Annotated in this window: 24 protein-coding genes; 6 read left to right on the forward strand and 18 right to left on the reverse strand. The window is 69.5% G+C overall.

Going from position 1 to position 25,540, the window contains the following annotated elements; genetic code table 11:
- Positions 1 to 12: 12 nt before the first annotated feature.
- Positions 13 to 2,148 carry an acid phosphatase gene (acpA, locus tag ACWTPI_RS05650; RefSeq protein ID WP_454731157.1) on the reverse strand — a complete coding sequence of 712 codons (2,136 nt, stop codon included), beginning with the start codon at positions 2,146 to 2,148 and terminating at the stop codon, positions 13 to 15.
- A 294-nt stretch (positions 2,149 to 2,442) separates the two neighbouring features.
- Here acpA and ACWTPI_RS05655 point away from each other — a divergent pair, with 294 nt between their 5' ends.
- On the forward strand, positions 2,443 to 3,789 hold the full coding sequence (locus tag ACWTPI_RS05655; protein ID WP_454732449.1) for a cytochrome-c peroxidase: 1,347 nt from the start codon (positions 2,443 to 2,445) through the stop codon (positions 3,787 to 3,789).
- A 179-nt stretch (positions 3,790 to 3,968) separates the two neighbouring features.
- On the opposite strand, the gene ACWTPI_RS05660 is transcribed toward ACWTPI_RS05655, so the two are convergent.
- From ACWTPI_RS05660 to ACWTPI_RS05700, 9 genes are all read right to left on the reverse strand, one after another.
- Positions 3,969 to 4,355: an RcnB family protein gene (locus ACWTPI_RS05660; RefSeq protein ID WP_020201026.1), complete on the reverse strand. Its 387-nt coding sequence runs from the start codon at positions 4,353 to 4,355 to the stop codon at positions 3,969 to 3,971.
- 117 nt (positions 4,356 to 4,472) lie between these two features.
- The gene (gene rng / locus ACWTPI_RS05665; RefSeq protein ID WP_029043189.1) at positions 4,473 to 5,939 is read right to left on the reverse strand and encodes a ribonuclease G; all 1,467 of its coding nucleotides are present in this window, start codon (positions 5,937 to 5,939) and stop codon (positions 4,473 to 4,475) included.
- A 123-nt stretch (positions 5,940 to 6,062) separates the two neighbouring features.
- Positions 6,063 to 6,665: a Maf family protein gene (locus tag ACWTPI_RS05670; RefSeq protein WP_043365298.1), complete on the reverse strand. Its 603-nt coding sequence runs from the start codon at positions 6,663 to 6,665 to the stop codon at positions 6,063 to 6,065.
- 129 nt (positions 6,666 to 6,794) lie between these two features.
- Positions 6,795 to 7,265, reverse strand: a complete 471-nt coding sequence (rlmH, locus tag ACWTPI_RS05675) for a 23S rRNA (pseudouridine(1915)-N(3))-methyltransferase RlmH (RefSeq protein WP_454731158.1) — start codon at positions 7,263 to 7,265, stop codon at positions 6,795 to 6,797.
- A 22-nt stretch (positions 7,266 to 7,287) separates the two neighbouring features.
- A complete protein-coding gene (gene rsfS / locus ACWTPI_RS05680) occupies positions 7,288 to 8,052 on the reverse strand; it encodes a ribosome silencing factor (RefSeq protein WP_454731159.1) in 765 nt (254 codons plus the stop codon).
- Between the two features lie 13 nt (positions 8,053 to 8,065).
- Positions 8,066 to 8,812, reverse strand: a complete 747-nt coding sequence (locus ACWTPI_RS05685; protein WP_454731160.1) for a nicotinate-nucleotide adenylyltransferase — start codon at positions 8,810 to 8,812, stop codon at positions 8,066 to 8,068.
- A gap of 10 nt (positions 8,813 to 8,822) precedes the next feature.
- The gene (gene hemF, locus ACWTPI_RS05690; RefSeq protein ID WP_454731161.1) at positions 8,823 to 9,734 is read right to left on the reverse strand and encodes an oxygen-dependent coproporphyrinogen oxidase; all 912 of its coding nucleotides are present in this window, start codon (positions 9,732 to 9,734) and stop codon (positions 8,823 to 8,825) included.
- A gap of 292 nt (positions 9,735 to 10,026) precedes the next feature.
- Entirely contained in the window at positions 10,027 to 11,295 is a 1,269-nt protein-coding gene (purD, locus tag ACWTPI_RS05695; RefSeq protein ID WP_029043191.1) for a phosphoribosylamine--glycine ligase, read from the reverse strand.
- 100 nt (positions 11,296 to 11,395) lie between these two features.
- On the reverse strand, positions 11,396 to 12,121 hold the full coding sequence (locus ACWTPI_RS05700; protein ID WP_020423653.1) for a YebC/PmpR family DNA-binding transcriptional regulator: 726 nt from the start codon (positions 12,119 to 12,121) through the stop codon (positions 11,396 to 11,398).
- A gap of 259 nt (positions 12,122 to 12,380) precedes the next feature.
- Between ACWTPI_RS05700 and ACWTPI_RS05705 the strand changes: the two genes are divergently transcribed.
- On the forward strand, positions 12,381 to 13,916 hold the full coding sequence (locus ACWTPI_RS05705) for a helicase HerA-like C-terminal domain-containing protein (RefSeq protein ID WP_454731162.1): 1,536 nt from the start codon (positions 12,381 to 12,383) through the stop codon (positions 13,914 to 13,916).
- Positions 13,917 to 13,947: 31 nt separating this feature from the next.
- Here ACWTPI_RS05705 and ACWTPI_RS05710 read toward each other — a convergent pair whose 3' ends face one another.
- The 3 genes from ACWTPI_RS05710 to ACWTPI_RS05720 form a co-directional block, all read right to left on the reverse strand.
- Entirely contained in the window at positions 13,948 to 14,094 is a 147-nt protein-coding gene (locus tag ACWTPI_RS05710) for a DUF3149 domain-containing protein (protein WP_020201036.1), read from the reverse strand.
- A gap of 144 nt (positions 14,095 to 14,238) precedes the next feature.
- Positions 14,239 to 14,889 carry a uracil phosphoribosyltransferase gene (gene upp, locus ACWTPI_RS05715; protein ID WP_020201037.1) on the reverse strand — a complete coding sequence of 217 codons (651 nt, stop codon included), beginning with the start codon at positions 14,887 to 14,889 and terminating at the stop codon, positions 14,239 to 14,241.
- 148 nt (positions 14,890 to 15,037) lie between these two features.
- A complete protein-coding gene (locus ACWTPI_RS05720; protein ID WP_454731163.1) occupies positions 15,038 to 16,075 on the reverse strand; it encodes a Bug family tripartite tricarboxylate transporter substrate binding protein in 1,038 nt (345 codons plus the stop codon).
- 248 nt (positions 16,076 to 16,323) lie between these two features.
- On the opposite strand from ACWTPI_RS05720, the gene ACWTPI_RS05725 reads away from it, so the two are divergent.
- From ACWTPI_RS05725 to ACWTPI_RS05740, 4 genes are all read left to right on the forward strand, one after another.
- On the forward strand, positions 16,324 to 17,280 hold the full coding sequence (locus ACWTPI_RS05725) for a DMT family transporter (RefSeq protein ID WP_081651636.1): 957 nt from the start codon (positions 16,324 to 16,326) through the stop codon (positions 17,278 to 17,280).
- 68 nt (positions 17,281 to 17,348) lie between these two features.
- Positions 17,349 to 18,137, forward strand: coding sequence for an SDR family oxidoreductase (locus tag ACWTPI_RS05730; protein WP_059410821.1), 789 nt, complete (start codon positions 17,349 to 17,351; stop codon positions 18,135 to 18,137).
- Between the two features lie 119 nt (positions 18,138 to 18,256).
- Positions 18,257 to 18,658, forward strand: coding sequence for a methylglyoxal synthase (locus tag ACWTPI_RS05735; RefSeq protein ID WP_020207063.1), 402 nt, complete (start codon positions 18,257 to 18,259; stop codon positions 18,656 to 18,658).
- 41 nt (positions 18,659 to 18,699) lie between these two features.
- The gene (locus ACWTPI_RS05740) at positions 18,700 to 19,674 is read left to right on the forward strand and encodes a quinone oxidoreductase family protein (RefSeq protein ID WP_020207062.1); all 975 of its coding nucleotides are present in this window, start codon (positions 18,700 to 18,702) and stop codon (positions 19,672 to 19,674) included.
- Between the two features lie 9 nt (positions 19,675 to 19,683).
- Here the strand turns inward: ACWTPI_RS05740 and ACWTPI_RS05745 are convergent, their stop codons facing one another.
- The 5 genes from ACWTPI_RS05745 to ACWTPI_RS05765 form a co-directional block, all read right to left on the reverse strand.
- On the reverse strand, positions 19,684 to 19,977 hold the full coding sequence (locus tag ACWTPI_RS05745) for a YkvA family protein (RefSeq protein ID WP_454731164.1): 294 nt from the start codon (positions 19,975 to 19,977) through the stop codon (positions 19,684 to 19,686).
- Between the two features lie 378 nt (positions 19,978 to 20,355).
- The gene (locus ACWTPI_RS05750; RefSeq protein ID WP_454731165.1) at positions 20,356 to 21,501 is read right to left on the reverse strand and encodes a BMP family ABC transporter substrate-binding protein; all 1,146 of its coding nucleotides are present in this window, start codon (positions 21,499 to 21,501) and stop codon (positions 20,356 to 20,358) included.
- A gap of 145 nt (positions 21,502 to 21,646) precedes the next feature.
- The gene (locus ACWTPI_RS05755; RefSeq protein ID WP_020205007.1) at positions 21,647 to 22,567 is read right to left on the reverse strand and encodes an ABC transporter permease; all 921 of its coding nucleotides are present in this window, start codon (positions 22,565 to 22,567) and stop codon (positions 21,647 to 21,649) included.
- Between the two features lie 16 nt (positions 22,568 to 22,583).
- On the reverse strand, positions 22,584 to 23,684 hold the full coding sequence (locus ACWTPI_RS05760; protein WP_454731166.1) for an ABC transporter permease: 1,101 nt from the start codon (positions 23,682 to 23,684) through the stop codon (positions 22,584 to 22,586).
- Positions 23,677 to 25,248 (reverse strand): ABC transporter ATP-binding protein, encoded by a 1,572-nt coding sequence (locus ACWTPI_RS05765; RefSeq protein WP_454731167.1) that lies wholly within the window; start codon positions 25,246 to 25,248, stop codon positions 23,677 to 23,679. Before ACWTPI_RS05765 ends, ACWTPI_RS05760 begins: the two co-directional genes overlap by 8 nt.
- Between the last annotated feature and the right edge of the window lie 292 nt (positions 25,249 to 25,540).

Genomic DNA, 25,540 nt, shown 5'->3' on the forward strand with positions numbered 1-25,540 from the left:
CCGGGCGTGGGCTTACTTGGCCGCGGAGAAGTCGAGCGCGTTGCTCAGGTCGCCCATCGCCTTGCCCTTGTTGGCCAGCAGCGCATCGTCGCGCTGCTTCAGGCCCGGCAGCGTCGGCAGGGCGTAGCGGTGCGTGATGAAGCGCAGGATGGAGGCGGTGTCGTACTGGGTATGGTCGACGAAGCCCTTCTTGGCGAACGGCGACACGATGATCGCCGGGATGCGCGTGCCCGGGCCCCACACGTCGCCCTTCGGCACCGCGGCGTGGTCGAAGAAGCCGCCGTTTTCGTCGTAGGTCACGACGATCAGCATGTTCTTCCACTGCGGGCTTTGCTGGAGCTGGCTGATCACGCTGGCGATGTGGGCATCGCCGTCGGCCACGTTGGCGTAGCCGGCGTGCTGGTTCAGGTTGCCCTGCGGCTTGTAGAACGTGACGGCGGGCAGCTTGCCGGCGGCGGCGTCCTGCAGGAACTGCGAGTCGAAGTCCTTCAGGTGCGCGCTGCGGTAGCTGGCGTTGGCGACCGGGTCCAGCTTGGCGTAGAAGTTGAACGGCTGGTGGTGCGTCTGGAAGTTGGGCACGGCCTGGCCGTTGTTGATCAGCGTGCGGTCGGCCGTCACCTTGGACCAGGCGCCTGCATACCAGGCCCAGTTGACGCCGCGCGCGTCGAGCAGGTCGCCGATGGTGGCCTGCGTCTGCGGCGGCAGCGTGGTGGCCTTGCTCGGGTCGGCATAGGCCGCGTTGCCGCTGGCCGCCGGCGCGTTGCCGCTCGGCTGGTAGGCCGGTTGCATGGTGTTGACGGCGTAGTACATGCCCGTCTTGTCCTTCGGCGTCAGCGTGCTGTCGTTCTTGTAGGTGGCAGCACCGGTCAGGACGCTGGCCGGCGCCGCGGCGGCCGGCGTGAGGCGCACGAAATTGCCGTTGGCATCGGTGTCGATGGCGGAGATCGAGCCGCTGGCCGGCGAGGTGTCCGCGTTCGGGTATTGCGGCGCGCAGGCGCAGACCAGGTACTGGTGGTTCAGGAACGAGCCGCCGAACGCACCCATGTAGAAGTTGTCGGCCAGCGTGTAGTTCTGGGCGACCTTCCACAGGGCCATCTTGCTGCCGTCGTAGTAGCCCATCGACAGGCCGCCGGCGTCGGAGTAGGCCGCGAACTTGTCGTTCTTGCCGCCGTTGATCTGCATCTGGTTGTTGTAGAAGCGGTGCACCAGGTCGCGCGTGATGACGGTCTGGTCCACCACCGTGCTGGTGTTCTGCACGCCGGCCGGATCGTCGATGCGGAACGGCTTGTTGGCCCAGCCGACCGTGTTGGCCTGCGGGATCGTGACGGTCTGGCCGGTGGCGGTGAAGCCGCCCCAGGTCGGCGGCAGCGAGGACAGCGCGCTGTTGTCGAAGTCCTTCTGCGGCTCGATCTTGCCGTCCGACGTCGGGTTCGCGCCGGGGATGCCGTTGGCGCCCGGGAACAGGCCGTACAGGGTGTCGAAGCCACGGTTTTCCGCGTAGATCACCACCACGGTCTGGATGTTGTTCAGCGCCAGGCGCTTGGCCACGCCGTCGCCGATGGCCTTGCCGATGTCGCCACCAGCGGCCACGGCGTCGGCGATCAGGTCGATGGTCTGGTCGATCTCGGCCTGCAGCGTGGTCTTGATCTTGCTGTCGGTTTCCTTGTTGTGGTCTTCCAGCAGCTTGTCCGCGGCCACGCCGAGGCGGGTGGCCAGTTGCGTCTTGGCCGCGTTGAGGTCGCCGCCGTTGCCGTCCATCAGCGCGGCCAGCTCGGTCGAGATGGCGCTGAGCACGCCGTTGGCCGCCGCCGGTGCGCGGAAGACCAGCGGGCGGGTCACTGCGTTGTGCGCGCTGCCGTCGTTGCGGAAGGCGTCGGTGCCGATCTCGGCCACCACGGCGCCGCTGCCGGTGAGCGTGTAGGCGCCTTGCGCGTCGGTGAAGGTGCTGGCTTCGCCGCTGTCGCACTTGGCGTTGTTGTTGGCGTCGATACAGACCTTGGCGTGCTCGAAGTAGCTGCCGGTCACTACGCCGGAGGTGGTGGCGGCCGGCGTGGCCGGCGTCGGGCTGACGGAGTCGCTGCCGCCGCAGGCGGTCATGGCGGCAGCGGCTAGTGCCGCCAGCGGAAAGAGTCGAAATGCGCGACGCATGGGTTTTCCTCTTCTATGCGTTTGAGGGGACAAGAAATGGCTGCCGAGGCAAAAAAGGCCGGTGTTTTCCATGAGGCGGGAGTGTGGCGCGCGTCCGTGTCAAATTGATGATGGTGCTGCACAGCGGGGAACTTCGCGTGCCGGCGGCGGTCAGCGCCGCACAAGTCGGTCTGGTGACTGACACGCGGCTGTCATCCGCGTGCGCTAGTGTGGCAAGCCTTCCGGGCGCGAATGCCGACGCCTCGCGCCTGCGCCGCCCCCCTCACGACTTCCACGATTTCGCGCTTCGCCTCCATGCTGCCGCCGCCCTTGCCGTTGAATATCTCGTTGCCTTCACCGCAGGCGTGGAGGCGTGCTGCGGGTGGCGGGGCGCTGGTGCTGGCGGTGGCCTTGCTGGGCGCGTGCGGCGGGCAGGACGCGCCGCCGGTGGCGGCCAGCGCGCCGGCCCCGGCTTCCAAGGCCGCACCCAAGGCGTTCTACGCGATGATGGCCGAGCGCCATCCGTCGATTCCGGCGCTGGGCGCGCTCGGCAGGGCGCTGTTCTTCGATCCGGCGCTGTCGGCATCGGGCCAGCAGGCCTGCGCGAGCTGCCACAGCCCCACGCATGCCTACGGGCCGCCCAACGACCTGTCCGTGCAGCTGGGCGGCACCGACATGCGGCACCCGGGCACGCGCGCCGCGCCGTCGCTGCGCTATGTGCAGAACGTGCCGCCGTTCGCCGAGCACTTCCACGAGAACGACGGCGACGACTCGGTCGACCAGGGGCCGACCGGCGGCCACGACTGGGACGGCCGCGCCGCGTCGACGCACGAGCAGGCCGGCGCGCCGCTGCTGTCCGCGCACGAGATGGCCAACGGCACGCCGGGCGCGGTGGTCGCGCGCATCCGCTCGGGCCCGCATGCGGACACCTTCCGCCAGGTGTTCGGCAAGGACATCCTCGACGACGAAGGCACCGCCTACCAGGCCATCGTGATGGCGCTCGAGGTCTTCCAGGAAACGCCGGCCGAGTTCTATCCGTACACCAGCAAGTACGACGCCGTGCTGCGCGGCCAGGCGGCGCTGACCCCGCAGGAAACGCGCGGGCTGCGCGTGTTCAACGATCCGGACAAGGGCAATTGCGCCGCCTGCCACCCGGGCAGCATCCGCGAAGGCGCGTTCCCGGCGTTCACGGACTTCGGCTTCATCGCGCTGGGCGTGCCGCGCAACCGCAAGCTCGCGAGCAACGCGGACCCGGCCTTCTTCGACATGGGCCTGTGCGGCCCCGACCGTACCGATCTCAAGGAGCGCGGCGAATACTGCGGGCTGTTCCGCACGCCGTCGCTGCGCAACGTGGCGCTGCGCCGCACGTTCTTCCACAACGGCATGTTCCATTCGCTGGAAGCGGTGCTGCACTTCTACGCGGAGCGCGACACCAACCCGGGCCGCTGGTATCCGCGCAAGCCCGGCGGCGGCGTCGACAAGTTCGACGACCTGCCCGCGCAGTACCACGACAACGTCAACATGGAAGCGCCGTTCGGCGGCAAGGCCGGCGGCAAGCCGGCGATGAGCGACGCCGAGATCCGCGACGTGATCGCGTTCCTGAAGACGCTGACGGATGGTTACGCGGTGCCGGCGCCGGCCAAGGTGGCGGCGGCGCGTTGAGGCTGCAGATCAGGGATCAGGGCAGAACATCGGGGCAGGACGTCAAGGCGGCGCCAGGGCCGCGCGTGGCGTCTGGAGGTTGATGCCCGCCGGCCGCATGGCGCGGTCCGGCGGCTGGTCGGCTGGCGGCGCTTGGTCCCGGCGCAGGCCCCGCCCGCCGACCTGTGGCGATGCGGCGCTCAGTGGCCGATGAGGGTCTGGAGCACCACGCCGGTGGCCACGCCGATCAGGAAGTAGTCGCCGCCCACGCCGACCCACTGGTAGCCGCGCGGCGGCGCGGACAGGCGATGCTCGCGCCAGTTGTCGACCACGTACTGGCGGTCGCGGTATTCCATCGGAATCCGCTCGCCCTTGTGCCAGCCGCCCGGCGGCGGGCGATACCCCTCGGGGCCACGGTCGGGACCGCGGTCCGGGCCGCGGCCATGCGCGGGCCCGTGGCCGTGATCGTGATCGTAGCGGCCCGGCGGCGGGCCCCTGCGGTCGTCATGGCCCTGGGCGAACCCGGCGACCGAAGTCATCGCGAAAGCGGCCAGCAGCATGCTGGCGACCACCTTGGTCTTTTTCATCGTTTCTTCTCCGAAGAGCCCTGTTCAGGAAGGGCTTGCGGATCAGTCTAGCGTGGATCGCCCGGCACAACTGTTACCAATTCTTCCATTTCGGGAGGCGGGCGCCGCACGCCGGGCTCACATCAGGATGATGTCGTACTGCTCCTGGTGGAACGTCGATTCCACCTGCAGCGAGATCGGCTTGCCGATGAAGTCGCCGAGCATGGCGAGGTGCTGGCTTTCTTCCTCGAGGAACAGGTCGATCACGTGCTGCGAGCCGAGGATGCGGAATTCGCGCGGGTTGAACTGGCGCGACTCGCGCATGATCTCGCGCAGGATGTCGTAGCACACCGTGCGCGGCGTCTTGACCTGGCCCTTGCCCTGGCACACCGGGCACTGCTCGCACAGTACGTGCGCGAGCGATTCGCGCGTGCGCTTGCGGGTCATCTCGACCAGCCCGAGCTGGGAGAAGCTGTTGACGGTGATGCGGGTGCGGTCGCGCGCGAGCGCGCGCTTGAGCTCGGACAGCACGGCGTCGCGGTGCTCGGCGTTCTCCATGTCGATGAAATCGATGATGATGATGCCGCCCAGGTTGCGCAGCCGCAACTGGCGCGCGATGGTGTGCGCCGCCTCCAGGTTGGTCTTGAAGATGGTGTCGTCGAAGTTGCGCGCGCCGACGTAGCCCCCGGTGTTGACGTCGATGGTGGTCATGGCCTCCGTCTGGTCGATCATCAGGTAGCCGCCGGACTTGAGGTCGACGCGGCGCGACAGCGCCTTCTCGATCTCGGCGTCGATGTTGAAGAGGTCGAAGACGGGGCGCTCGCCGGTGTAGTGCGACAGGCGCGGCAGCACCGCGGGCGTGTATTCCTGGGCGAACTCGACCAGCTTCTGGTAGTTCTCGCGCGAGTCCACCTGGATCACGTTGGTGGCGTCGCTGACGAAGTCGCGCAGCACGCGCTGGGCCAGGTTCAGGTCCTGGTAGAGCAGGCTGGGCGCGGGCAGGCTGGTGGCGTTCTGGCGGATCGAGGCCCAGATCTTGCGCAGGTAGGCGATGTCGTTGCCGAGCTCCTCGTCGCTCGATTCCTCGGCGATGGTGCGCACGATGAAGCCGCCGCGCTCGTCGGCCGGCACCAGGCCCTGCACGCGCGCGCGCAGCGCTTCGCGGTCGACCTCGCCTTCGATGCGCTGGGAGATGCCGATGTGCGGGTCCTGCGGCAGGTAGACCAGCGTGCGCCCGGCGATGCTGACCTGGGTCGACAGGCGCGCGCCCTTGGTGCCGATCGGGTCCTTGATCACCTGCACCATCAGCGCCTGGCCTTCGTACAGCGTTTTCTCGATCGCCAGCGGCGCGGCGTTGCCGTTCTTCTCGGGGTCGCGCGGGTGCCAGATGTCGGCGACGTGGAGGAAGGCCGCGCGCTCCAGGCCGATGTCGATGAAGGCGGACTGCATGCCCGGCAGCACGCGCACGACCTTGCCCAGGTAGATGTTGCCGACCAGCCCGCGCGAAAGCGTGCGCTCGACATGGAGCTCCTGCACGGCGGCCTGCTGCACGATGGCCACGCGCGTTTCCTGCGGTGTGATGTTGACTAGGATGTCTTCAGTCATGGTGGGTGAAACTCGTGCCGGCGCGCCGGCCAGATGGTTGTCCGCACTATGCCGCCACGCGCTCCGGGGGCGATGCCACGGCCGTGCATGCCGTGGGTTGACGAAAAGGTCGGTGGCGGGTTCTCAGAACCGTAGTCGGGCCTGTCTGAGCAGGGCAGCCGTCTCGAACAAGGGCAAGCCCATGATACCCGAATAGCTGCCGGCGATTCGCGCCACGAACTCCGCCGCGCGGCCCTGGATGCCGTACGCGCCGGCCTTGCCGGCCGGCTCGCCGCTGGCCACGTAGGCGGCGATCTCGGCCTCGGTCATGGCGCGGAAGGTGACGTCGGAGACCGACAGCGCATGGCGCAGGCCGAGCGTGGAGGCCACCGTCACCGCGGTCAGCACGCGGTGGGTCCGGCCCGACAGCGCCGCCAGCATGCGCGCGGCATCGGCGTCGCCGTCCGGCTTGCCGAGGATCTCGCCGTCCAGGCAGACCGTGGTGTCGGAGGTCAGGATGGGCGCGTCGGGCAGGGCGCGCCGCTCGCGGCGGCGCAGCGCGGCCTCGGCCTTGAGCGCGCACACGCGCTGCACGTAGTCGTCGGGGCTTTCGCCGGGCAGCACCGCTTCGAGCGCTTCGGCGTCTTCATCGTCGCCGGCCAGCAGCAGTTCGTAGGCCACGCCGAGCTGGGTCAGCAGCTCGCGCCGGCGCGGGCTCTGGGAGGCAAGGTAGAGAAAGGGATGGATCACGGCGGTCGGGTAGTCCTGGTGGGAGAAGATCCGGCAGGCGCCATGCGCCGCTTGGGCCGCATTGTACCCTTGTGCTGCATCGCCGCAGATGCGGCCGGGGGGCGGTGCGCGGGACCGGCGCGCAGGTCAGGCGCGGTGATACGGATGGTTCTGCGTGACCGACCACGCGCGGTACAGCTGCTCGGCCAGCAGCACGCGCACCATGCCGTGCGGCAGGGTCAGGCTGGACAGCCGCAGCAGGGTCTGCGCGCGCGTCTTGAGGGCCGGGTCGAGGCCGTCGGCGCCGCCGATCAGGAAGGCCACGTCGCCGCCCTCGCGCTGCCAGTCGGTCAACTGGCCGGCGAGCTGCACCGTGGTGAGGTCGCGGCCGCGCTCGTCCAGCGCCACGATGCGGCATTGCCGCGGCAGCGCCGCCTCGATGCGGGCCGCCTCGCGCTGCATCACGGTGGCGGCGTTATTGCTGGAGGAACGCGCCTCGGGCTTGATCTCGCGCAGCTCGATGCGCAGTTCGGGCGGCATGCGCTTGGCGTACTCGGCGAAGCCGGTCTCGATCCAGCCGGGCATCTTGTGGCCGACGGCCACGATCAGCAACTGCATGGCGGGATGGCGCCGCGCCGGCTCAGGCCGGACGGGTGGCGCGCTTGCGCGCCGGCGCCTTGGCGGCGGCGGTCCTGGCGGGCGCCTTGGCCGCGGTCTTGGTGGCGGTCTTGACCGGCGTCTTCGCCGCGGTCTTGCGCGCCGCGCCGGTGCCGGCGGCGCTCTTGCGCGGCGCGGCGGACTTGGCCGGCGCGCCGCGCGCGGGAGCCGAGCCCAGGCTGCTGGTCAGGCGTTTCTTGACGGCCGGCGCGCGGTTGACGGCGATGGCGTCGGCGTCGGTGTCCTCGTGGCCGAGCGGCGGCGAGGGCTCTTTCATGCCTTCGGGCAGGCGTGCCAGCGCGGGGCGCAGGTTGCTGGCGCGGCGCACGGTGCGGACCACCGGCGCGTCTTCATCCTCGTCCTCGTCGACCGGCTCGCTGGCCTTGGCCAGGCCCTTTTTGGCGGCGGCCAGCTTCAGGCGCACCGGCTTGTCGCCCCAGATTTCCTCGAGGTTGTAGTACATGCGCAACTGCGGCTGCATGATGTGGACCACGGCGTCGCCGCAGTCGACCAGCACCCATTCGCCCGTTTCCAGCCCTTCCACCGCGACGATGTGGCCGCCCGCGCCCTTGACGGTATCGCGCACCGAGGCGGCCAGCGCCTTGGTCTGGCGGTTCGAGGTCCCGCTGGCGATCACCACCCGGTCGAACAGCTCGGTCAGGTGGGTGGTGTCGTACACCTTGATGTCCTGCGCCTTGACATCTTCGAGGCCGTCGACGATGGCGCGTTGCAGTTTGCGAATATCCATGGTGCGTTCTTGTTCAGCTGAGATCGGTTTGTGGGCGGGCCGCGCCGGGCAGATCCGACGGGGCAGGCCGGTAAAGGCCGCGGCTCGCGATGTAGTGTGCCACGCCGGGCGGCAGTTGGTCATCTGCCGGCTGTCCGGCGGCCAGGCGTTGGCGAAGGGCGGTGGAGGAGAGGTCGACGGCGAGCGTCTGGTCGATCCACATGTGGCCGGAGGGCGTGGATTGTATCAGGTGGGTGGGCGCGCGGCGCGCGGCGAGCTCCTGGCGCACCGGACCGTCGAGTTCGGAGAGGTCGAAACCGGGCCGCGTGGCCACGCACAGATGCACGTCCGCGAACAGCGCCTGCCAGCCGTGCCAGGTATGCAGGCGCAGCAACTGGTCGGCGCCCATCAACCACGCCAGCGAGGCGTGCGGGCCGTAGCGCTGGCGCAGTTCGTGCACGGTGTCGACGGTGTAGCTGGGGCCGGCGCGGTCGACTTCCATGCGGCTGGCGTGCACGCGCGCATGCGTGTCGGCCAGCGCCGCCGCGGCCAGTTCGGTCATGGCGAGGCGGTCGGCGGCGGGCGTGACGTCGTCGCCTTTCTGCCAGGACTGGCCGGTCGGGATCCACACCAGCTCATCCAGCTCGAGCCGCTCGATGCAGAGCCGCGCGAGCGCGACGTGGCCGCTGTGCGGTGGGTCGAAGGTGCCGCCGAGGATGCCGAGGCGGTAGGGGCGCTGGCCGTCGCCGGCGCTGCCTGATCGGGTCTTGTCGTATTCCATACGCTCGCCGTCAGGCCCAGTCGCGCACGGGCAGGAAGTCGGTGTACAGCGCCGCTTCGGCGCTGCCCGGCTCCGGCTGCCAGTCGTAGCGCCAGGTGGCCTGCGGCGGCATCGACATCAGGATGGATTCGCTGCGCCCGCCCGACTGCAGGCCGAAATGCGTGCCGCGGTCGAACACGAGGTTGAACTCCACGTAGCGCCCGCGCCGGTAGGCCTGGAAGTCGCGCTCGCGCGCGCCGTAGGGCTGGTCCTTGCGCGCGCGCAGGATCGGCAGATAGGCATCGAGGAAGGCGTCGCCGACCGATCGCGTCATGGCGAAGCTGCGCTCGAAGCCGAGCGCGGAGAAGTCGTCGAAGAAGATGCCGCCGATGCCGCGCGGCTCGTCGCGGTGCTTGAGGAAGAAATACTCGTCGCACCACTGCTTGAAGCGCGGATGGAGATCCGCGCCGTAGGGCGCCAGCGCGTCGCGGCAGGCGCGGTGGAAGTGCGCGCAGTCGCCGGCGTCGCCGTAGTACGGCGTCAGGTCCATGCCGCCGCCGAACCACCACACCGGCTCGGCGCCGTCCTTGACCGCCAGCAGGCAGCGCACGTTCATGTGCACGGTCGGCACGTAGGGGTTGCGCGGATGGAACACCAGCGACACGCCCAGCGCCTCGAAGCCGCGCCCGGCCAGCTCCGGCCGGCTGGCGGTGGCCGACGGCGGCAGCGCGTCGCCGCGCACGTGCGAAAAGCCCACGCCGGCGCGCTCCATCACGGCGCCGCCTTCCAGGATGCGGGTGCGCCCGCTGCCGCGCAGGCGCTCGGTGGGCGGCTTCTCCCAGGCATCGGTGGCGAACGGCTGGCCGTCGATGGCGGCGACAGCGTCGGTGATACGGTCTTGCAGACCGAGCAGATAGGCACGGACTGCCTGGGAATCGATCATGGTGTGCGGGCGGATGGGCCGGTGCGGCGACGGCCGGGCAGGCGGTTCGCCTGTCCGGCCGTCATGGCGGTGTCATGATTGTACTGGCTGGCGCCGGGAATGCCCGGAATAGGGGCTTTGCGGATGTTTGGCGCGGGGCATGCCGAAACGCTGAAACGCCGGTCCGGACGTCCCGTTGAAGGCGGAGAAATCGTAGCGAGCGGCGCATGGCGGGTCCGAGGAGCGCAGCCGTACATCGGTACGGCGAGCACCACAGGGCCCGCCATGCGCCGCGCAGTAGATTTATCCGCCTTTAACGCTTCAGGGCGCGGTAGCCGATGTCGGTACGATATTGCATGCCGTCGAAATGGATCTGCCCGACCGCCGCGTAGGCCGCGCGCTGCGCCGCCTTGACCGTGTCGGCCAGCCCGACCACGCACAGCACGCGCCCGCCGGTGACCTGCAGCACGCCGTCCTTGAGCGCGGTGCCGGCGTGGAAGGTCATGCTGTCCTCGGCCTCGGGCGGGATGCCGGTGATGACGTCGCCCTTGCGCGGCGCGTCGGGATAGCCGTGCGCGGCCATCACCACGCCCAGCGCGGTGCGGCGGTCCCAGTCCAGCTCGATCTCGTCGAGGCGGCCGGAGACCGCGTGCTCCATCACGTCGACCAGGTCGGTCTTCAGGCGCGCCAGGATCGGCTGGGTTTCCGGGTCGCCCATGCGGCAGTTGAATTCCAGCGTCTTGAGGCTGCCGTCGGCGCCGATCATCAGGCCGGCGTAGAGGAAGCCGGTGTAGACGATGCCGTCCTTCTCCATGCCGCGCACGGTCGGCAGGATGATCTCGCGCAGCGCGCGCGCGTGCAGCGCGGGCGTGACCACCGGGGCCGGCGAGTACGCGCCCATGCCGCCGGTGTTGGGGCCGGCGTCGTGGTCGAGCAGGCGCTTGTGGTCCTGGCTGGTGGCCAGCGCCAGCACGTTCTTGCCGTCCACCAGCACGATGAAGCTGGCTTCCTCGCCGGCCAGGAACTGCTCGATGACCACGCGCGCGCCGGCGTCGCCGAGGCGGTTGTCGGCCAGCATCATGTCGACCGCGGCGTGCGCTTCTTCCAGCGTGGTGGCGACCACCACGCCCTTGCCGGCGGCCAGGCCGTCGGCCTTGACGACGATCGGCGCGCCCTGCGCGTCGATGTAGGCATGCGCGGCGGCGGCGTCGTTGAAGGTCTGGTAGGCGGCGGTGGGGATGCCGTGGCGCTGCATGAAGGCCTTGGCGAAGTCCTTGGACGACTCCAGCTGCGCGGCGGCCTGGGTCGGCCCGAAGATGCGCAGGCCCTTGGCGCGGAAGATGTCGACGATGCCGGCCGCCAGCGGCGCCTCGGGGCCGACCACGGTGAAGCTCACGCCCTCGCGCTCGGCGAACGCCGCCAGCACTTCCGGATCGGTCAGCGGCACGTTCTGCAGACGCTTGTCGAGCGCGGTGCCGCCGTTGCCCGGCGCCACGTACACCACCTGTACCTTGGGCGACTGGGCCAGTTTCCAGGCCAGCGCGTGTTCACGACCACCCGAGCCGACAACCAATACTTTCATGATCCACTGCCAGAAAAAATTCGCATGCGAAAAAGCGGCAGCGAGGGTCCGCCAAGAACCGCGCTGCCGCCGTGGGACGAGCCTCCTGCCGGACGCCCGCTTATTCCTCGATCACCGCGTTGGTGAACACTTCCTGCACGTCGTCCAGGTTTTCCAGGACGTCGAGCAGCTTCTGCATCTTGGCGGCGTCGTCGCCGGTGAAGCTGACTTCGTTCTGCGGCTTCATGGTGACGTCCGCCAGCTCGGCCTTGAAGCCCGCGGCTTCCAGCGCGGCCTTGACCGTGCCGAAATCGTTGGGCGGGCACAGCACCTCGATCGAGCCGTCGTCGTTGGTGACCACGTCGTCGGCGCCGGCTTCCAGCGCGGCTTCCATCAGCTTGTCCTCGGGCGTGCCGGGGGCGAACAGGAACTGGCCGCAGTGGGTGAACATGAAGGCCACCGAGCCTTCCGTGCCCATGTTGCCGCCGTGCTTGGAAAACGCATGGCGCACTTCGGCCACGGTGCGGGTGCGGTTGTCGGTCAGGCAGTCGACGATGATGGCCGCGCCCGCCAGGCCGTAGCCCTCGTAGCGGATTTCTTCGTAGTTCACGCCTTCCAGGCCGCCCACGCCGCGCTGGATGGCGCGCTGCATGTTGTCCTTGGGCATGTTCGCGTCCATCGCCTTGTCCATCGACAGGCGCAGGCGCGGGTTGGAATCGGGGTCGCCGCCGCCGAGCTTGGCGGCCACCGTGATTTCCTTGATCAGGCGGGTCCAGACCTTGCCGCGCTTGGCGTCAGCGGCGGCCTTCTTGTGTTTGATATTGGCCCATTTTGAGTGACCGGCCATGATTCTCTCCGAAGCGGAATGCGTATTGATGCGCGCGCCTTGGCCGGCGCGCGCCGCCCGCGCCGGGCGGGCCAAGCTGGCCCGGCGGCGCCGGCGGAAGGTGTCGTATGCCTGTGAGCCGGCCTGGGGGCTGGCTATAATCAGCCCAGCATTTTATCACGCGGCCCTGCCGCCGCCGGCCCCCGATGGCGGGAGCCGCCGGCGCGCGGGGAACGACAAGCGGCGGCGCCCCGGGCGCCGCCTGCCAACCAGAGAAATCATGGCCGATCCCATCCTCATTGCCAAGAACGCAGAACTCGAACTCGCCCTGCTGCCCGAGATGGGCAACCGGCACGGGCTGATCACCGGCGCCACCGGCACCGGCAAGACCGTGACGCTGCAAAGCCTGGCGCAGGGATTCTCGCGGCTGGGCGTGCCGGTATTCCTGGCCGACGTCAAAGGTGACCTGACCGGCATCTCCCAGCCGGGCGCGCTGTCCGACAAGCTCAAGGCGCGCCTGCACGACCTGGGCCTGCCCGAGCCGGTGTGGGGCGGCTGCCCCACCACGCTGTGGGACGTGTTCGGGCAGAAGGGCCATCCGGTGCGCGCCACGGTCTCGCACATGGGCCCGCTGCTGCTGTCGCGCCTGCTGGAGCTCAACGACACCCAGCAGGGCGTGCTCAACCTGGTGTTCCGCATCGCCGACGCCAACGGCCTGCTGCTGCTCGACGCCAAGGACCTGCGCGCCATGCTGCAGTACGTGGGCGACAACGCCGGCCAGTTCACCACCGAGTACGGCAACATCTCCACGGCCTCGGTCGGCGCCATCCAGCGCGGCCTGATGGCGCTGGAGTCGCAGGGCGCGGACGTCTTCTTCGGCGAGCCCATGCTCAACCTGGACGACTTCATCCAGACCGAGAACGGGCAGGGCGTGGTCAACATCCTGGCCGCCGACAAGCTGCTCAGCTCTCCCAAGCTCTACGCCACCTTCCTGCTGTGGCTGCTGTCCGAGCTGTTCGAGAAGCTGCCCGAGGCCGGCGACCTCGACAAGCCCAAGCTGGTGTTCTTCTTCGACGAGGCGCACCTGCTGTTCAACGACGCGCCCAAGGCGCTGCTCGACAAGATCGAGCAGGTGGTGCGCCTGATCCGCTCCAAGGGCGTGGGCGTGTACTTCGTCACGCAGAACCCGGTGGACATTCCCGACACCGTGCTGGGCCAGCTCGGCAACCGCGTGCAGCACGCGCTGCGCGCGTTCACGCCGCGCGACCAGAAGGCGGTCAAGGTGGCGGCCACCACCATGCGCGCCAACCCGGCGCTGGACCTGGAAAAGGTGATCGGCGAGCTCGGCGTGGGCGAGGCGCTGGTGTCGCTGCTCGACGCCAAGGGCATCCCCGGCATCACCCAGCGCGCCTGGGTGATGGCGCCGGGCAGCCGCATCGGCCCGGTCAGCGACGACGAGCGCAAGCAACTGCTGGCCGCGTCGCTGGTGGCCGGCACCTACGAGCAGGCCATCGACCGCGAATCGGCCTACGAGAAGCTCAAGGGCCGCGCGGCGGGAACGGGAACGGCCGGCAATGGCGCGCCCGCCGGCACGCCCGCCGCGGGCCAGGACGCGCCGGCGCAGGGCGGCGGCTGGCTCGACCAGGCCGGCGAGATCTTCGGCGGCCTGACCAAGGGCACCGGCAAGAGCGGGCGCGGCGACTCCATCCTGGAGTCGATGGCCAAGTCGGCCGCGCGCACGGTCGGCTCGCAGGTCGGCCGCGAACTGATCCGCGGCGTGCTGGGCAGCCTGCTGGGAGGGGGCAAGAAGAAGTAGGCCGCCGCCCGCGCTAGGGCGGCGCGCCGGCTCAGCGCTTGCGCGCGGCCTCGGCATCCTCGCGCATCTTGCGCAGGAACAGGCGCGTGAAAAACCACCCCATGCCGATGATGAAGGCGATCACGGCCAGGCTCATCAGCCCGGTATCGGTGGTGAACAGGATCTTGAAGGCTTCCATCTGAGTCTCCCTGGTCTGGCGCGGCACGTCGGTCGACGTGCCGCTGCCCAGTCTAGGCAGACCCCCGGCTGCGGGCGTTGAGGCGGATCAATCCGGGTGCAGACTGTGCCGCCCGCCCGCGCCCCTCCCGCGCCCTTCCCGCGCTCAGTTCTTGGTGCCGAACAGGCGGTCGCCGGCGTCGCCGAGGCCCGGCACGATGTAGGCGTGCGAATCGAGGTGGCTGTCCAGCGAGGCCACGAACAGCCTCACGTTCGGGTGCGCCTTCTGGAACACTTCCACGCCTTCGGGCGCCGCCACCAGCGCGACGAAGGTGATGGCCTCGTCCTTCACGCCGCGGCGCTTGAGCACGTCGACCGCGTGCGCGGCCGAATAGCCGGTCGCCACCATCGGGTCGCACAGGATGAAGCTGCGGTCCTCCACGTCGGGCAGGCGCACCAGGTATTCCACCGGGCGGTGCTGGTCGTCGCGGTACACGCCGATGTGGCCGATGCGCGCCGACGGAATCAGCTCGACCAGGCCGTCGCTCATGCCCACGCCGGCGCGCAGCACCGGCACGATGGTCAGCTTCTTGCCGGCGATCACGGGCGCGTCCAGCTCGACCAGCGGCGTCTCGATGCGGCGCGTGGTGAGCGGCAGGCTGCGCGTGATCTCGTAGCCCATCAGCAGCGTGATCTCGCGCAGCAGCTCGCGGAACGTGCGCGTGGAGGTCTCCTTGTCGCGCATGTGGGAGAGCTTGTGCTGGATCAGCGGGTGGTCGAGGATGTACAGGTTGGGAAAGCGGGGGTCTTGCTTCATGGCGGATCGGCGGCAGAAAAGGCGCGGAAGGTACGCGCGGGTGTGCGCGGGTGCGCTGAACACGGGAAGGGGCGCGAGGCCCGGTGCAGCCGGATTGTAATGGATGCCGGGCCGCCCGCCGCCACCGTGGCGGGCCGGCCCGCCCGCGTCAGTCCAGCGAGATGCTGGCGCTCCTGGCCACCTTGCCGAACTTCTCGTACTCGGACAGCGTCAGCGACTGCAGCTCCGCCGCGCTCGAGCCCTTCGGGTTGAAGCCGGCCTGCACCAGCTTGTCCTTCACCTCGGCATTGCCGAGCGCCTCGACCAGCGCGGCGTTGAGCGCCTGCACCACCGGCGCCGGCATGCCGGCCGGGCCGTACACGCCGAACCACGGCTCCACGGCGTAGCCGGCCAGGCCGGCCTCGGCCAGCGTCGGCACGTTGGGCAGCGACGGCGAGCGGGTCTTGCCCGCCACCGCCAGCGCGCGCAGCTTGCCGGCCTGGATGTGCGGCAGCGAGGCCGGCAGGTTGTCGAACATCACCTGCACGTGGCCGCCCAGCATGTCGTTGATGGCCGGGCTGCTGCCCTTGTACGGCACGTGGACCAGGCCGGTCTGCGTCATCTGCGAGAACATCGCGCCGGCCAGGTGCATCGAGGTGCCGGCGCCCGCCGTGGCGTAGGTCAGGCCGGGATGCGCCTTGGCATAACCGACCAGCTCGGCTACCGTCTTCACCGGCAGGTCGTTGCTGACTTCCAGCACGATGGTGGAGGTGCCCAGCAGGCTCACCGCGGTGAAGTCCTTGCGCGGGTCGAACGGCACGTGCTTGTAGATGTGCGGGTTGAGCGCGTTGGTGGAGATCGCGCCGAAGCCGATGGTGTAGCCGTCCGGCGCGGCCTTGGCCACCGCCTCCATGCCGATGTTGCCGCCGGCGCCCGGGCGGTTTTCCACCACCACCGGCTGGCCCAGCTTCTCGCCGATGCGCTGGCCGACCGTGCGCGCCACCAGGTCGGTGGTGCCGCCGGCCGCGTAGGGCACGACGAAGCGGATCGGCCTGGACGGGTAGTCGCCGGCCGCGCCGGCCACGCCTGGCAGCCAGCTTCCGGCCAGCGCGGCGGCGATGGCGGCCGCGCCCAGCAGGCGCCGGCCGGCGGCCGGCCCGCGCGCGGCGGCGGGCGAAAGGGAGGGAAAGAGGGATGCTGCCGTCATGTGTGCTCCTTGGTTTTTCTTATGCGGCACGCGGGCGGGCGTGCCGACCGGCGAGCTTACGGCAGTTTGGCGAAGGCTGCCAGCGCCGCCTCGGCCGGGCCCGCGCCCGCGCCGCCGCGGCCGCTGCCGCCCGCCGCGGCCCGGCGCGGGCGGCGTCCGCAGCCTTTGCCTCTTTTCGCATACAATGGCTCGCGTCCTGCCCGAGCCGCCTCCGGCGGCGCGCGGCGTGTCCCATCCAGTCCGCCCCCGTGCCCGCATCCCCACTTTCCCGCATCGCGGCTCCCGCGCAGCCCGCTTCCCAGCCACCCTCCCAGCGCAGCGGCCTCGCCGTGGCCGCCATCGGCGCCGTGCTGTTTTCCTGCAAGGCCATCGTCGCCAAGCTGATGTACCGCTACGACGTCGACGCGGTCATGGTCATCACGCTGCGCATGCTGTTCGCCGTGCCGCTGTTCATGGCGATCGGCTGGTGGCAGTCGCGCCGGCTGCCGGCGCTGTCCTGGGCCGACCGCGGCCGCATCGTCTTCCTCGGCTTCATCGGCTACTACCTGTCGAGCTTCCTCGATTTCCTCGGCCTGCAGTACATCACCGCCGGGCTGGAGCGGCTGATCCTGTTCCTCACGCCGTCGTTCGTGCTGCTGACCAGCGCCGTGGTGTTCAAGCGCAGCATCAGCCCCAGGCAATGGCTGTCGCTGCTGCTCGCGTATATAGGCATCGTGCTGGTTTTCGCGCATGATCTGGACGTGAGCGGCAGCGGGGTCTGGCTGGGCGCGGCGCTGGTGCTGAGCAGCGCGCTGACCTACGGCATCTACCTGATCCTGTCCGGCGAGCTGGTGCAGCGCATCGGCTCGCTGCGGCTGGTGGCGTATGCGATGTGCGTGTCCACCGCCTGCTGCATCGTGCAGTATGTCGTGCTGGGGCGCCCCGTGGCGGCGCTGCTGCAGCCGGCGCCCGTGATGTGGCTGTCGCTGGTGAACTCGGTGCTGTGCACGGTGATGCCGGTGTCGCTGACGATGATCGCGGTGGCGCGCATCGGCGCGCCGATGGCGTCGCAGGCCGGCATGCTGGGCCCGGTGTCGACGCTGTTCCTCGGTTTCTGGCTGCTGGGCGAGCCGATCACCGGCGTGCAACTGGCCGGCAGCGCGCTGGTCATGGGCGGGATATATTTGCTGTCGGCGCGCCGGCGCGAACCGGCGCGGGCAGGCTAGAAGACACAAGGCATGGCCAACAACAGGGGCGGGCAGCCGCCCCGATGACACAACAAGGAGTCGACGAGATGGATCTAGGATTGCGCGGCAAGCATGCGCTGGTGTGCGGCGCCAGCAAGGGCCTCGGTTTCGCCTGCGCGGACGCGCTGGCCGCCGAAGGCGTGGACGTGGTGATCGTGGCGCGCGGCGCCGAGGCGCTGGAGAAGGCGGCGGCGGACCTGCGCGCGCGCCACGGCCGGCGCGTGGTGGCGGTGGCCACCGACATCACCACCCCGGAAGGACGCAAGCTGGCGCTGGATGCCGTCGCCAGGCTCGGCGACCTGGACATCCTCGTCAACAACGCCGGCGGCCCGCCGCCGGGCAATTTCCGCGACTGGGACCGCGATGCGTGGCTGGCCGCGATCGACGCCAACATGCTGACCCCGATCGAGCTGATCAAGTCCACCGTGGACGGCATGATCGCGCGCAAGTGGGGCCGCATCATCAACATCACCAGCGGCGCGGTCAAGGCGCCGATCGACGTGCTCGGCCTGTCCAACGGCGCGCGCTCGGGCCTGACCGGCTTCGTCGCCGGGCTGGCGCGCGAAGTGGCGCAGCACGGCGTGACCGTCAACAACCTGCTGCCGGGGCCGTTCCATACCGACCGCCTGTTCAAGACGATGGAAGGCGGCGCGAAGAAGGCCGGCCTGACGGTGGAGGAAGTGGCCGAGCGCCGCGCCGCGCAGAACCCGACCCGCCGCTTCGGCGAGCCGGCCGAGTTCGGCGCCACCTGCGCCTTCCTGTGCAGCCGCCAGGCCGCCTACATGACCGGCCAGAACATCCTGCTGGACGGTGGCGCGTTCCCGGGCACGTTCTAGGCCGCTTTTCGCCGTTTGCCCCGTTTTGCCGTACCCCGCGCGTGGCCTTGCCGCGCACGGGGTGTTTCCCGCCGGGCCGCGCCGGCCCGGCCTTTCCCTGACTGGCCCGGATGACGCAGATGACTTGCCCCCGCATTGCGCTGATCGCGCACGACCACAAGAAAGACGACATCGTCGCTTTTGCCCAGCGCCACCGCGATTTCCTCGCGCGCTGCGAACTGCTGGCCACCGGCACCACCGGCGGGCGCCTGGCCGACGAGGTTGGCCTCACGGTGACGCGCATGCTCTCCGGCCCCTGGGGCGGCGACCTGCAGATCGGCGCGCAACTGGCCGAAGGCCGCGTGGGCGTGGTGATCTTCCTGCGCGACCCGATGACGCCGCAGCCGCACGAGCCCGACATCAACGCGCTGGTGCGCGCCTGCGACGTGCACAACGTGCCGTGCGCGACCAACGTGGCGACCGCCGAACTGCTGGTCGCCGAACTGCGCCGGCTCTACCCCGAGCCGGGCACGCAAGCCTGATCCCTCACAAGTCGCGGTTGCAAGAACGACAGGAGCACAACATGAGCAAGGCCATCCGTATTTTCGAGACCGGCGGACCGGAAGTGATGCAGTGGGTGGATGTCGAGGTCGGCGAGCCCGGCCCCGGCCAGATCCGCGTGCGGCACGAGGCCGTGGGCCTGAACTACATCGACGTGTATTTCCGCACCGGCCTGTACAAGCAGCCGCTGCCCGGCGGCATCGGCATGGAAGGCGCCGGCGTGGTGGAGGCGGTGGGCGAGGGCGTGACGCACCTCGGCGTGGGCGACCGCGTGGCCTACGCGGGCCGTCCCACGGGCGCCTACGCGCAGGTGCGCGTGATGCCGGCCGACATCGTGGTGCGCCTGCCGGACGCGATCTCGTTCGAGCAGGGCGCGGCGATGATGCTGCAGGGCCTGACCGTGCAATACCTGGTGCGCGACAGCTACCGCGCGCAGCCCGGCGACACCGTGCTGCTGCACGCGGCCGCGGGCGGCGTCGGCCTGATCGCCAGCCAGTGGCTCAAGGCGCTCGGCGTGACCGTGATCGGCACCGCCGGCAGCGACGAGAAGGCGGCGCTGGCGCGCGCGCACGGCTGCGACCACACCATCGTCTACACGCGCGAATCGTTCGTCGACCGGGTCAAGGAGATCACCGGCGGCAAGGGCGTCGCCGCGGTCTACGACTCGGTGGGCAAGGACACCTTCAACGGCTCGCTGGACTGCCTGGCGCCGCGCGGCACGATGGTGGTGTTCGGCAACGCCTCGGGCCCGGTGCCGCCGTTCGACCTGTCGGTGCTCGGCAACAAGGGCTCGCTGCGCCTCACGCGGCCCACGCTGATGACCTACGTGGTCCACCGCGAACTGCTGGAGCCGATGGCGGCCGACCTGTTCGAGATGGTCACCAGCGGCAAGGTCAAGATCGAGGTGCGCCAGCGCTACGCGCTGGCCGACGTGGCGCAGGCGCACCGCGACCTGGAAGGCCGCAAGACCACCGGCACCACCATCCTGCTGCCCTGAGCGCGGCGGCTAGCGCGCGCGCACGGTGGTGGTGCCGGCGCGCGCCTCGGCCTGCCGCAGCACATGCGGCGGCAGGGCCTTGAGCATGAAGTGCACCGCCAGCGGAATCAGCACCACGTCGTCGACGATGCCCAGCCCGAGGATGAAATCCGGGATCAGGTCGATCGGCGAGATCGCATAGAGCACCAGCCCGAAGCTGGCCGGGCGCAGCCAGCGCGGCGCGTCCGGATGGCGCAGCGCGAACCACAGCAGGCGGCCGTCGCGCCGCAGCAGGGTCCATAGCGCGGAGAATCGTTTCCACATGAGAGGGGCTCCTTTACTCAGCGAGATTCATTCGCCATAAAGCTGGAGGGCGGGTCTTGTCTTGCAAGTAGCTTGGGGTGGTTGGCGGGGGTTCAAGTTCCCCGGTGACGGGGATTGCTATTTGTGGTTTTGGCTTGGCTTGCGGGTTGGTGTGCTTGTGCTTCAACGTCAACTGCAGAACGTCAAAATCAAAGGCTTTCGCTCCGGGGGAGCGAAAGCCTTTGATTTTGAAGTTGAAGTTAAGCGGTTGACTTTGACGTTAAGCAGTTGATTTTGAATTTGACTTCGAAGCACAAAAGCCACCCCCCCAATCCCCCAACGGCAAAAAAAGCGGCAGACGCCAAAACCCCATCCACCGCTCCCCACTACCTCCAACCATCACCCCGGAATCTTCCCCTCCACACCCTCCACGTAGAACTTGATCCCATGCAGGAAGCCGTCGTCGGCGACCTGATCCTTGGCCAACTGTTCCTTGCCGGTGTTGTCCTTGAGCGGACCCTTCCAGATCGGCGCCGAGCCGTCGGCGATGCCCTTCTTGCGCTCGTCCACCAGCGCCTTGACGTCATCCGGCACCACCGCGTTGAAGGCCTTGAGGTCGATCATGCCTTCCTTGATGCCCCACCACGTGGTGCTGTTCTTCCACTGGTTGGCCAGCACGTCGCCGACCACCTTGTTGTAGTAGACGCCCCACGAGATCGCCGAGGCGGCCAGGTGGGCCTTCTCGCCGAACTTGCTCATGTCGCTGTCCCAGCCGAACGCGTACACGCCCTTTTCCTGGGCGGTCTGCACCACGGCGGCGGAGTCGGTGTTCTGCATCAGCATGTCCACGCCCTGGCCGATCAGGGTGGTGGCGGCTTCGCGTTCCTTGCCCGGGTCGAACCACTTGTTCACCCACACCACCTTGACCGTGGCCTTGGGGTTGACGCTGCGCGCGCCCAGCGTGAACGAGTCGATGTTGCGGATCACCTCGGGGATGGGCACCGACGCGACCACGCCCATCTTGCCGCTCTTGCTCATCTTGCCGGCCACCACGCCGGCGAGGTAGGCGCCTTCATAGGTGCGCACGTCGTACTGCGCCAGGTTGTCGGCGGTCTTGAAGCCGGTGGCGTGCTCGAACTTCACGTCCGGGAATTCCTTGGCGACCTTGAGCATCGATTCCATGTAGCCGAAGGTGGTGCCGAAGATCAGCTTGTTGCCCTGGGCGGCCAGGTCGCGGAACACGCGCTCGGCGTCGGCGGCCGATTCGGGCACGTTCTCGACGAACGAGGTCTTCACCTTGTCGCCGTACTTTTCTTCCACGGCCTTGCGGCCGGCGTCGTGCGCGTAGGTCCAGCCGGCGTCGCCCACCGGTCCGATGTAGACGAAGGCGACCTTGAGCGGTTCGGCCTTCTGCTCGGCCACCGGGGCCGAGGCGGGTGCGGCGCTTTCGGCGGGCTTCTCGGCTTCCTTCTGGCCGCAGCCGGCGAGGGCCAGCACGGCGGTGGCGGCGAATGCCGCCAGGGTTTTCCTGCGCGTGACGATCATGGTTTCTCCTTGAAATGACCTGGCTAGTGATTGTTATGACTAAGGGTGCGACGTTGGCTCAACTGTGGTTCTCGAACGCGAAACACCGGTGCGGCGGCGCTTCCCCGCGCGCGCCGTCACCGGGAAAAACATGGCGGGAAGGGGCTCAGGCGGCACCGGGGCGGAACGGCTTGCCGAGCGACGCCGGCATGTTCAGGCGGATCCACGCCGGGTTGCGCGAGATCAGCGCCAGCACCACGATGGTGGCCGCGTAGGGCAGCATCGACAGGATCTGCGACGGCACTGCCACGCCGATGCCCTGCAGGTAGAACTGCAGGATGGTGACGCCGCCGAACAGCCACGCGCCGGCCAGCACGCGGCCCGGGCGCCAGGTGGCGAAGGTGGTCAGCGCCAGCGCGATCCAGCCGCGCCCGGCCACCAGGTTCTCCACCCACATCGGCGTGTACACCAGCGACAGGTAGGCGCCGGCCAGCCCGCAGCAGGCGCCGCCGAACAGCAGCGCGCCGAAGCGGATCAGGCGCACCGGATAGCCCAGCGCGTGGGCCGACTCGGGCGACTCGCCGATGGCGCGCAGCGTCAGTCCGGCGCGCGTGCGGAACAGGAACCACGCGATGGCCGCGCACAGCAGCAGGCTGAAATACACCATCCAGTGCTGCTGGAAGAAGGCCGGCCCGAAGAACGGGATGTCGGCCAGCCCGGGAACCGACCTGGCCTGCGAGGGCATGGCGAAGCCGACGAAGCGCTGGCCCATGAAGGCCGACAGCCCGGTGCCGAAGATCGACAGCGCCAGGCCGGTGGCGACCTGGTTGGTGGCCAGCACCAGCGCCAGCCACGAGAACAGCGTGGCCATCACCATGCCGGCCAGCGCGCCGGCGGCGAAGCCGATCATCGGCGACTGGGTCTGGTAGCCGGCCATGAAGCCGAACGCGGCCGCCACCAGCATCATGCCTTCGGCGCCGAGGTTGAGCACGCCGGCGCGCTCGTTGATGAGCAGGCCGAGCGCGGCCAGCAGCAGCGGCGTGCCGGCGTTGATCGCGGTGGCGATGAGGGGTGCGAATTGTTCCATGTACGTGGGTTCTCGCTCAGGCGGCCTTGGCGCGCCAGCGCAGGCGGTTGTCGATCAGCGTGTCGCTGGCCAGCAGGAAGAACAGCAGCATGCCCTGGAACACCGCGCCGATGGCCGAGGGCAGGCCCAGGCGCGACTGCGCCATCTCGCCGCCGATGTAGAACAGGGACATGACGATGCCGCCGAACACCGTGCCCACCGGATGCAGGCGGCCGACGAAGGCCACGATGATGGCGGTGAAGCCGTAGCCCGGCGAGATCGACGGCAGCAACTGGCCGATCGGCCCGGTCACTTCGAAGGCGCCCGCCAGGCCGGCGGTGCCGCCCGAGATCATCAGCGCGCTCCACAGCGAGCGGCGCGCCGAGAAGCCCGCATAGCGCGCCGCCGCCGGCGCGGTGCCGCCCACCTGCAGGCGGTAGCCGGCGAAGCTGCGGAAGATGAAGGCCGTCATGGCCACCACCAGCACCAGCATCACCGCGAAGCCGGCGTGCAGGCGCGAGCCCGCCATCAGGTTGGGCAGCAGGAACTCGGCGGAGAACACCTTGGACTGCGGGAAGTTCATGCCGTTGGGGTCCTTGAGCGGGCCGTTGACCACGTACAGCATCAGCTGCTGCGCGATGTAGGTCAGCATCAGCGACACCAGGATCTCGTTGGCGTTGAACTTGTCCTTGAGCGCGGCGGTGAGCGAGGCCCAGAACATGCCGCCGATCACGCCCGCGAGCGACGCCAGCACCAGCACCACGGTGCCGTTGATGGCGTGCCCCGGCACGTCGAAATACAGCACGGTGGCGCCGGCGAAGATGCCGCCCACGATGAGCTGGCCGTCGGCGCCGATGTTCCAGATATTGGCGCGGTAGCACACGGAGAGGCCGAGCGCGCACAGCACCAGCGGCACGGTCTTGAGCAGCACCTCGCCGATGGCGCGGCGGTCCTTGAGCGGATCGACCAGGAAGACCTTGAGCGCGGCCACCGGATCCTTGCCGAGCAGCAGGAACAGCAGCGCGCCGAACACCAGCGTGAGCGCCAGCGCGATGAACGGCGAGGCATAGGCCATGCGGCGCGAGGGCAGGCCGCGCGGGGCTAGCGAGAGCGGCGAGCGGAGCAGGAAATCAGGCATGGAGCGCTGCCTCCCGCGGTTCCTGCTGGCCGCCCGGCCCGCCTTCCCACAAGCCGCTCATCCACAGGCCGACCTGCTCGCGCGTGGCGTCCCGGGCCGGGATCGGCGGCGACAGCCGGCCCTTGGCGATCACGTGCAGGCGGTCGCAGATGGCGAACAGTTCGTCCAGCTCCTCGGACACCACCAGCAGCGCGCAGCCGGTGGCCTTGAGGGCCAGCAGCTCGTTGTGGATCTGCGCCGCGGCGCCGACGTCCACGCCCCAGGTGGGCTGGGCCACGATCAGCACCTTGGGGCCGCTCTCGATCTCGCGGCCGACGATGAATTTCTGCAGGTTGCCACCCGACAGGCTCTTGGCCAGCGCCTGCGGCCCGCTGGCCTTGACGCGGAAGCGCGTGATCACGGCCTGCGCCAGCCCGGCCGCGGCCTTGGGCGAGATCATGCCACGCCGCACGTAGGGCGCGGACTGGTGCGACAGCAGCGTGTTGGCGGCCAGGCTCATGCCCGGCACCGCGCCGCGGCCCAGGCGCTCTTCCGGCACGAAGGCCAGGCCGGCGCGGCGGCGCGCGCGCGCGTCGAGGCGGCCGACCGGCTTGTCGTCGAGCAGCACCGCGCCGCGCTCGGCGCGCGTGTCCTCGCCCGACAGCGCCGCCAGCAGTTCCTGCTGGCCGTTGCCGGACACGCCGGCGATGCCGACGATCTCGCCCGCGCGCAGGTCCATCGCGATGTCCGACAGCTCGGTGGCGAAGGCATGCGCGCGCGGCAGCGAGAGCGCGCGCACCGCCAGGCGGCAGGCGCCCGGCTCGGTCTGCACGCGCGCCTCGCGCGGCGGCTCGCCGCCGATCATCAGGCGCGACAGCGAGGCCGCGCTCTCCTGGCGCGGGTCGCACACGCCGGTGACGCGGCCCATGCGCATCACCGTGGCGCTGTGGCAGAGCTCGCGGATCTCGTCGAGCTTGTGGCTGATGTACAGGATGCTGGTGCCTTCGGCGGCAAGCTGGCGCAGCGTGACGAACAGCGTCTGCACGGCCTGCGGCGTGAGCACCGAGGTGGGCTCGTCGAGGATCAGCAGTTGCGGCCTGGCCAGCAGCGCGCGCACGATCTCCACGCGCTGGCGCTCGCCCACCGACAGCGTGTGCACGTGGCGGTTGGGCTCGAGCGGCAGGCCGTAGCGCTGCGCGGTCTCGCGGATGCGCTCGGCCAGCTGCTTCATGCTGGCGTTGTCCTTGCCCTTGCCGCGCGGCAGGCCCAGCGCGATGTTCTCGGTGACGGTCAGCGTGTCGAACAGCGAGAAATGCTGGAACACCATCGCGATGCCCAGGTTGCGGGCATCGTGCGGATTGTGGATGGCGGCGGGCGCACCGTTGAAGTGCATCTCGCCGGCGTCGGGCTTGACCGCGCCGAAGATGATCTTCATCAGGGTGGACTTGCCGGCGCCGTTCTCGCCGAGGACGGCGTGGATCTCGCCGGGAGCCACGACGAGCGAGACGTCGTCGTTGGCGGTTACGCCGGGGTAGCGCTTGCTGATATGCGCAAGCGCCAGCCGGGGAGGGGTGCTTAGGGTCACTGAGGCGGCTCGAATTGTTATGGCAGCAACGTTGGTCGACGTTCTTCGCAGGCGGCACCTCCTGCGGCGCGACGGGCAGGATCGCCGCATCGCATCGCCGGGACCATCACGGGATGGTGATGCCGTTTATTAAGCGAGGATTATATAAGTGCGCGGGGGCCGGACAGCCTGTTCCGGGCTGTTTCGGCGGCCCCGCAACGGTTGCAGGCAGGTTGCAAGTCGCATGCCGGGGCGTGGCGCCCGCGCCGCCGCGCAGCCGGCGCGGGCGCTGGCAAGGACGGGCGGCGCCAGC

It is taken from the genome of Cupriavidus ulmosensis (genome assembly GCF_977008105.1).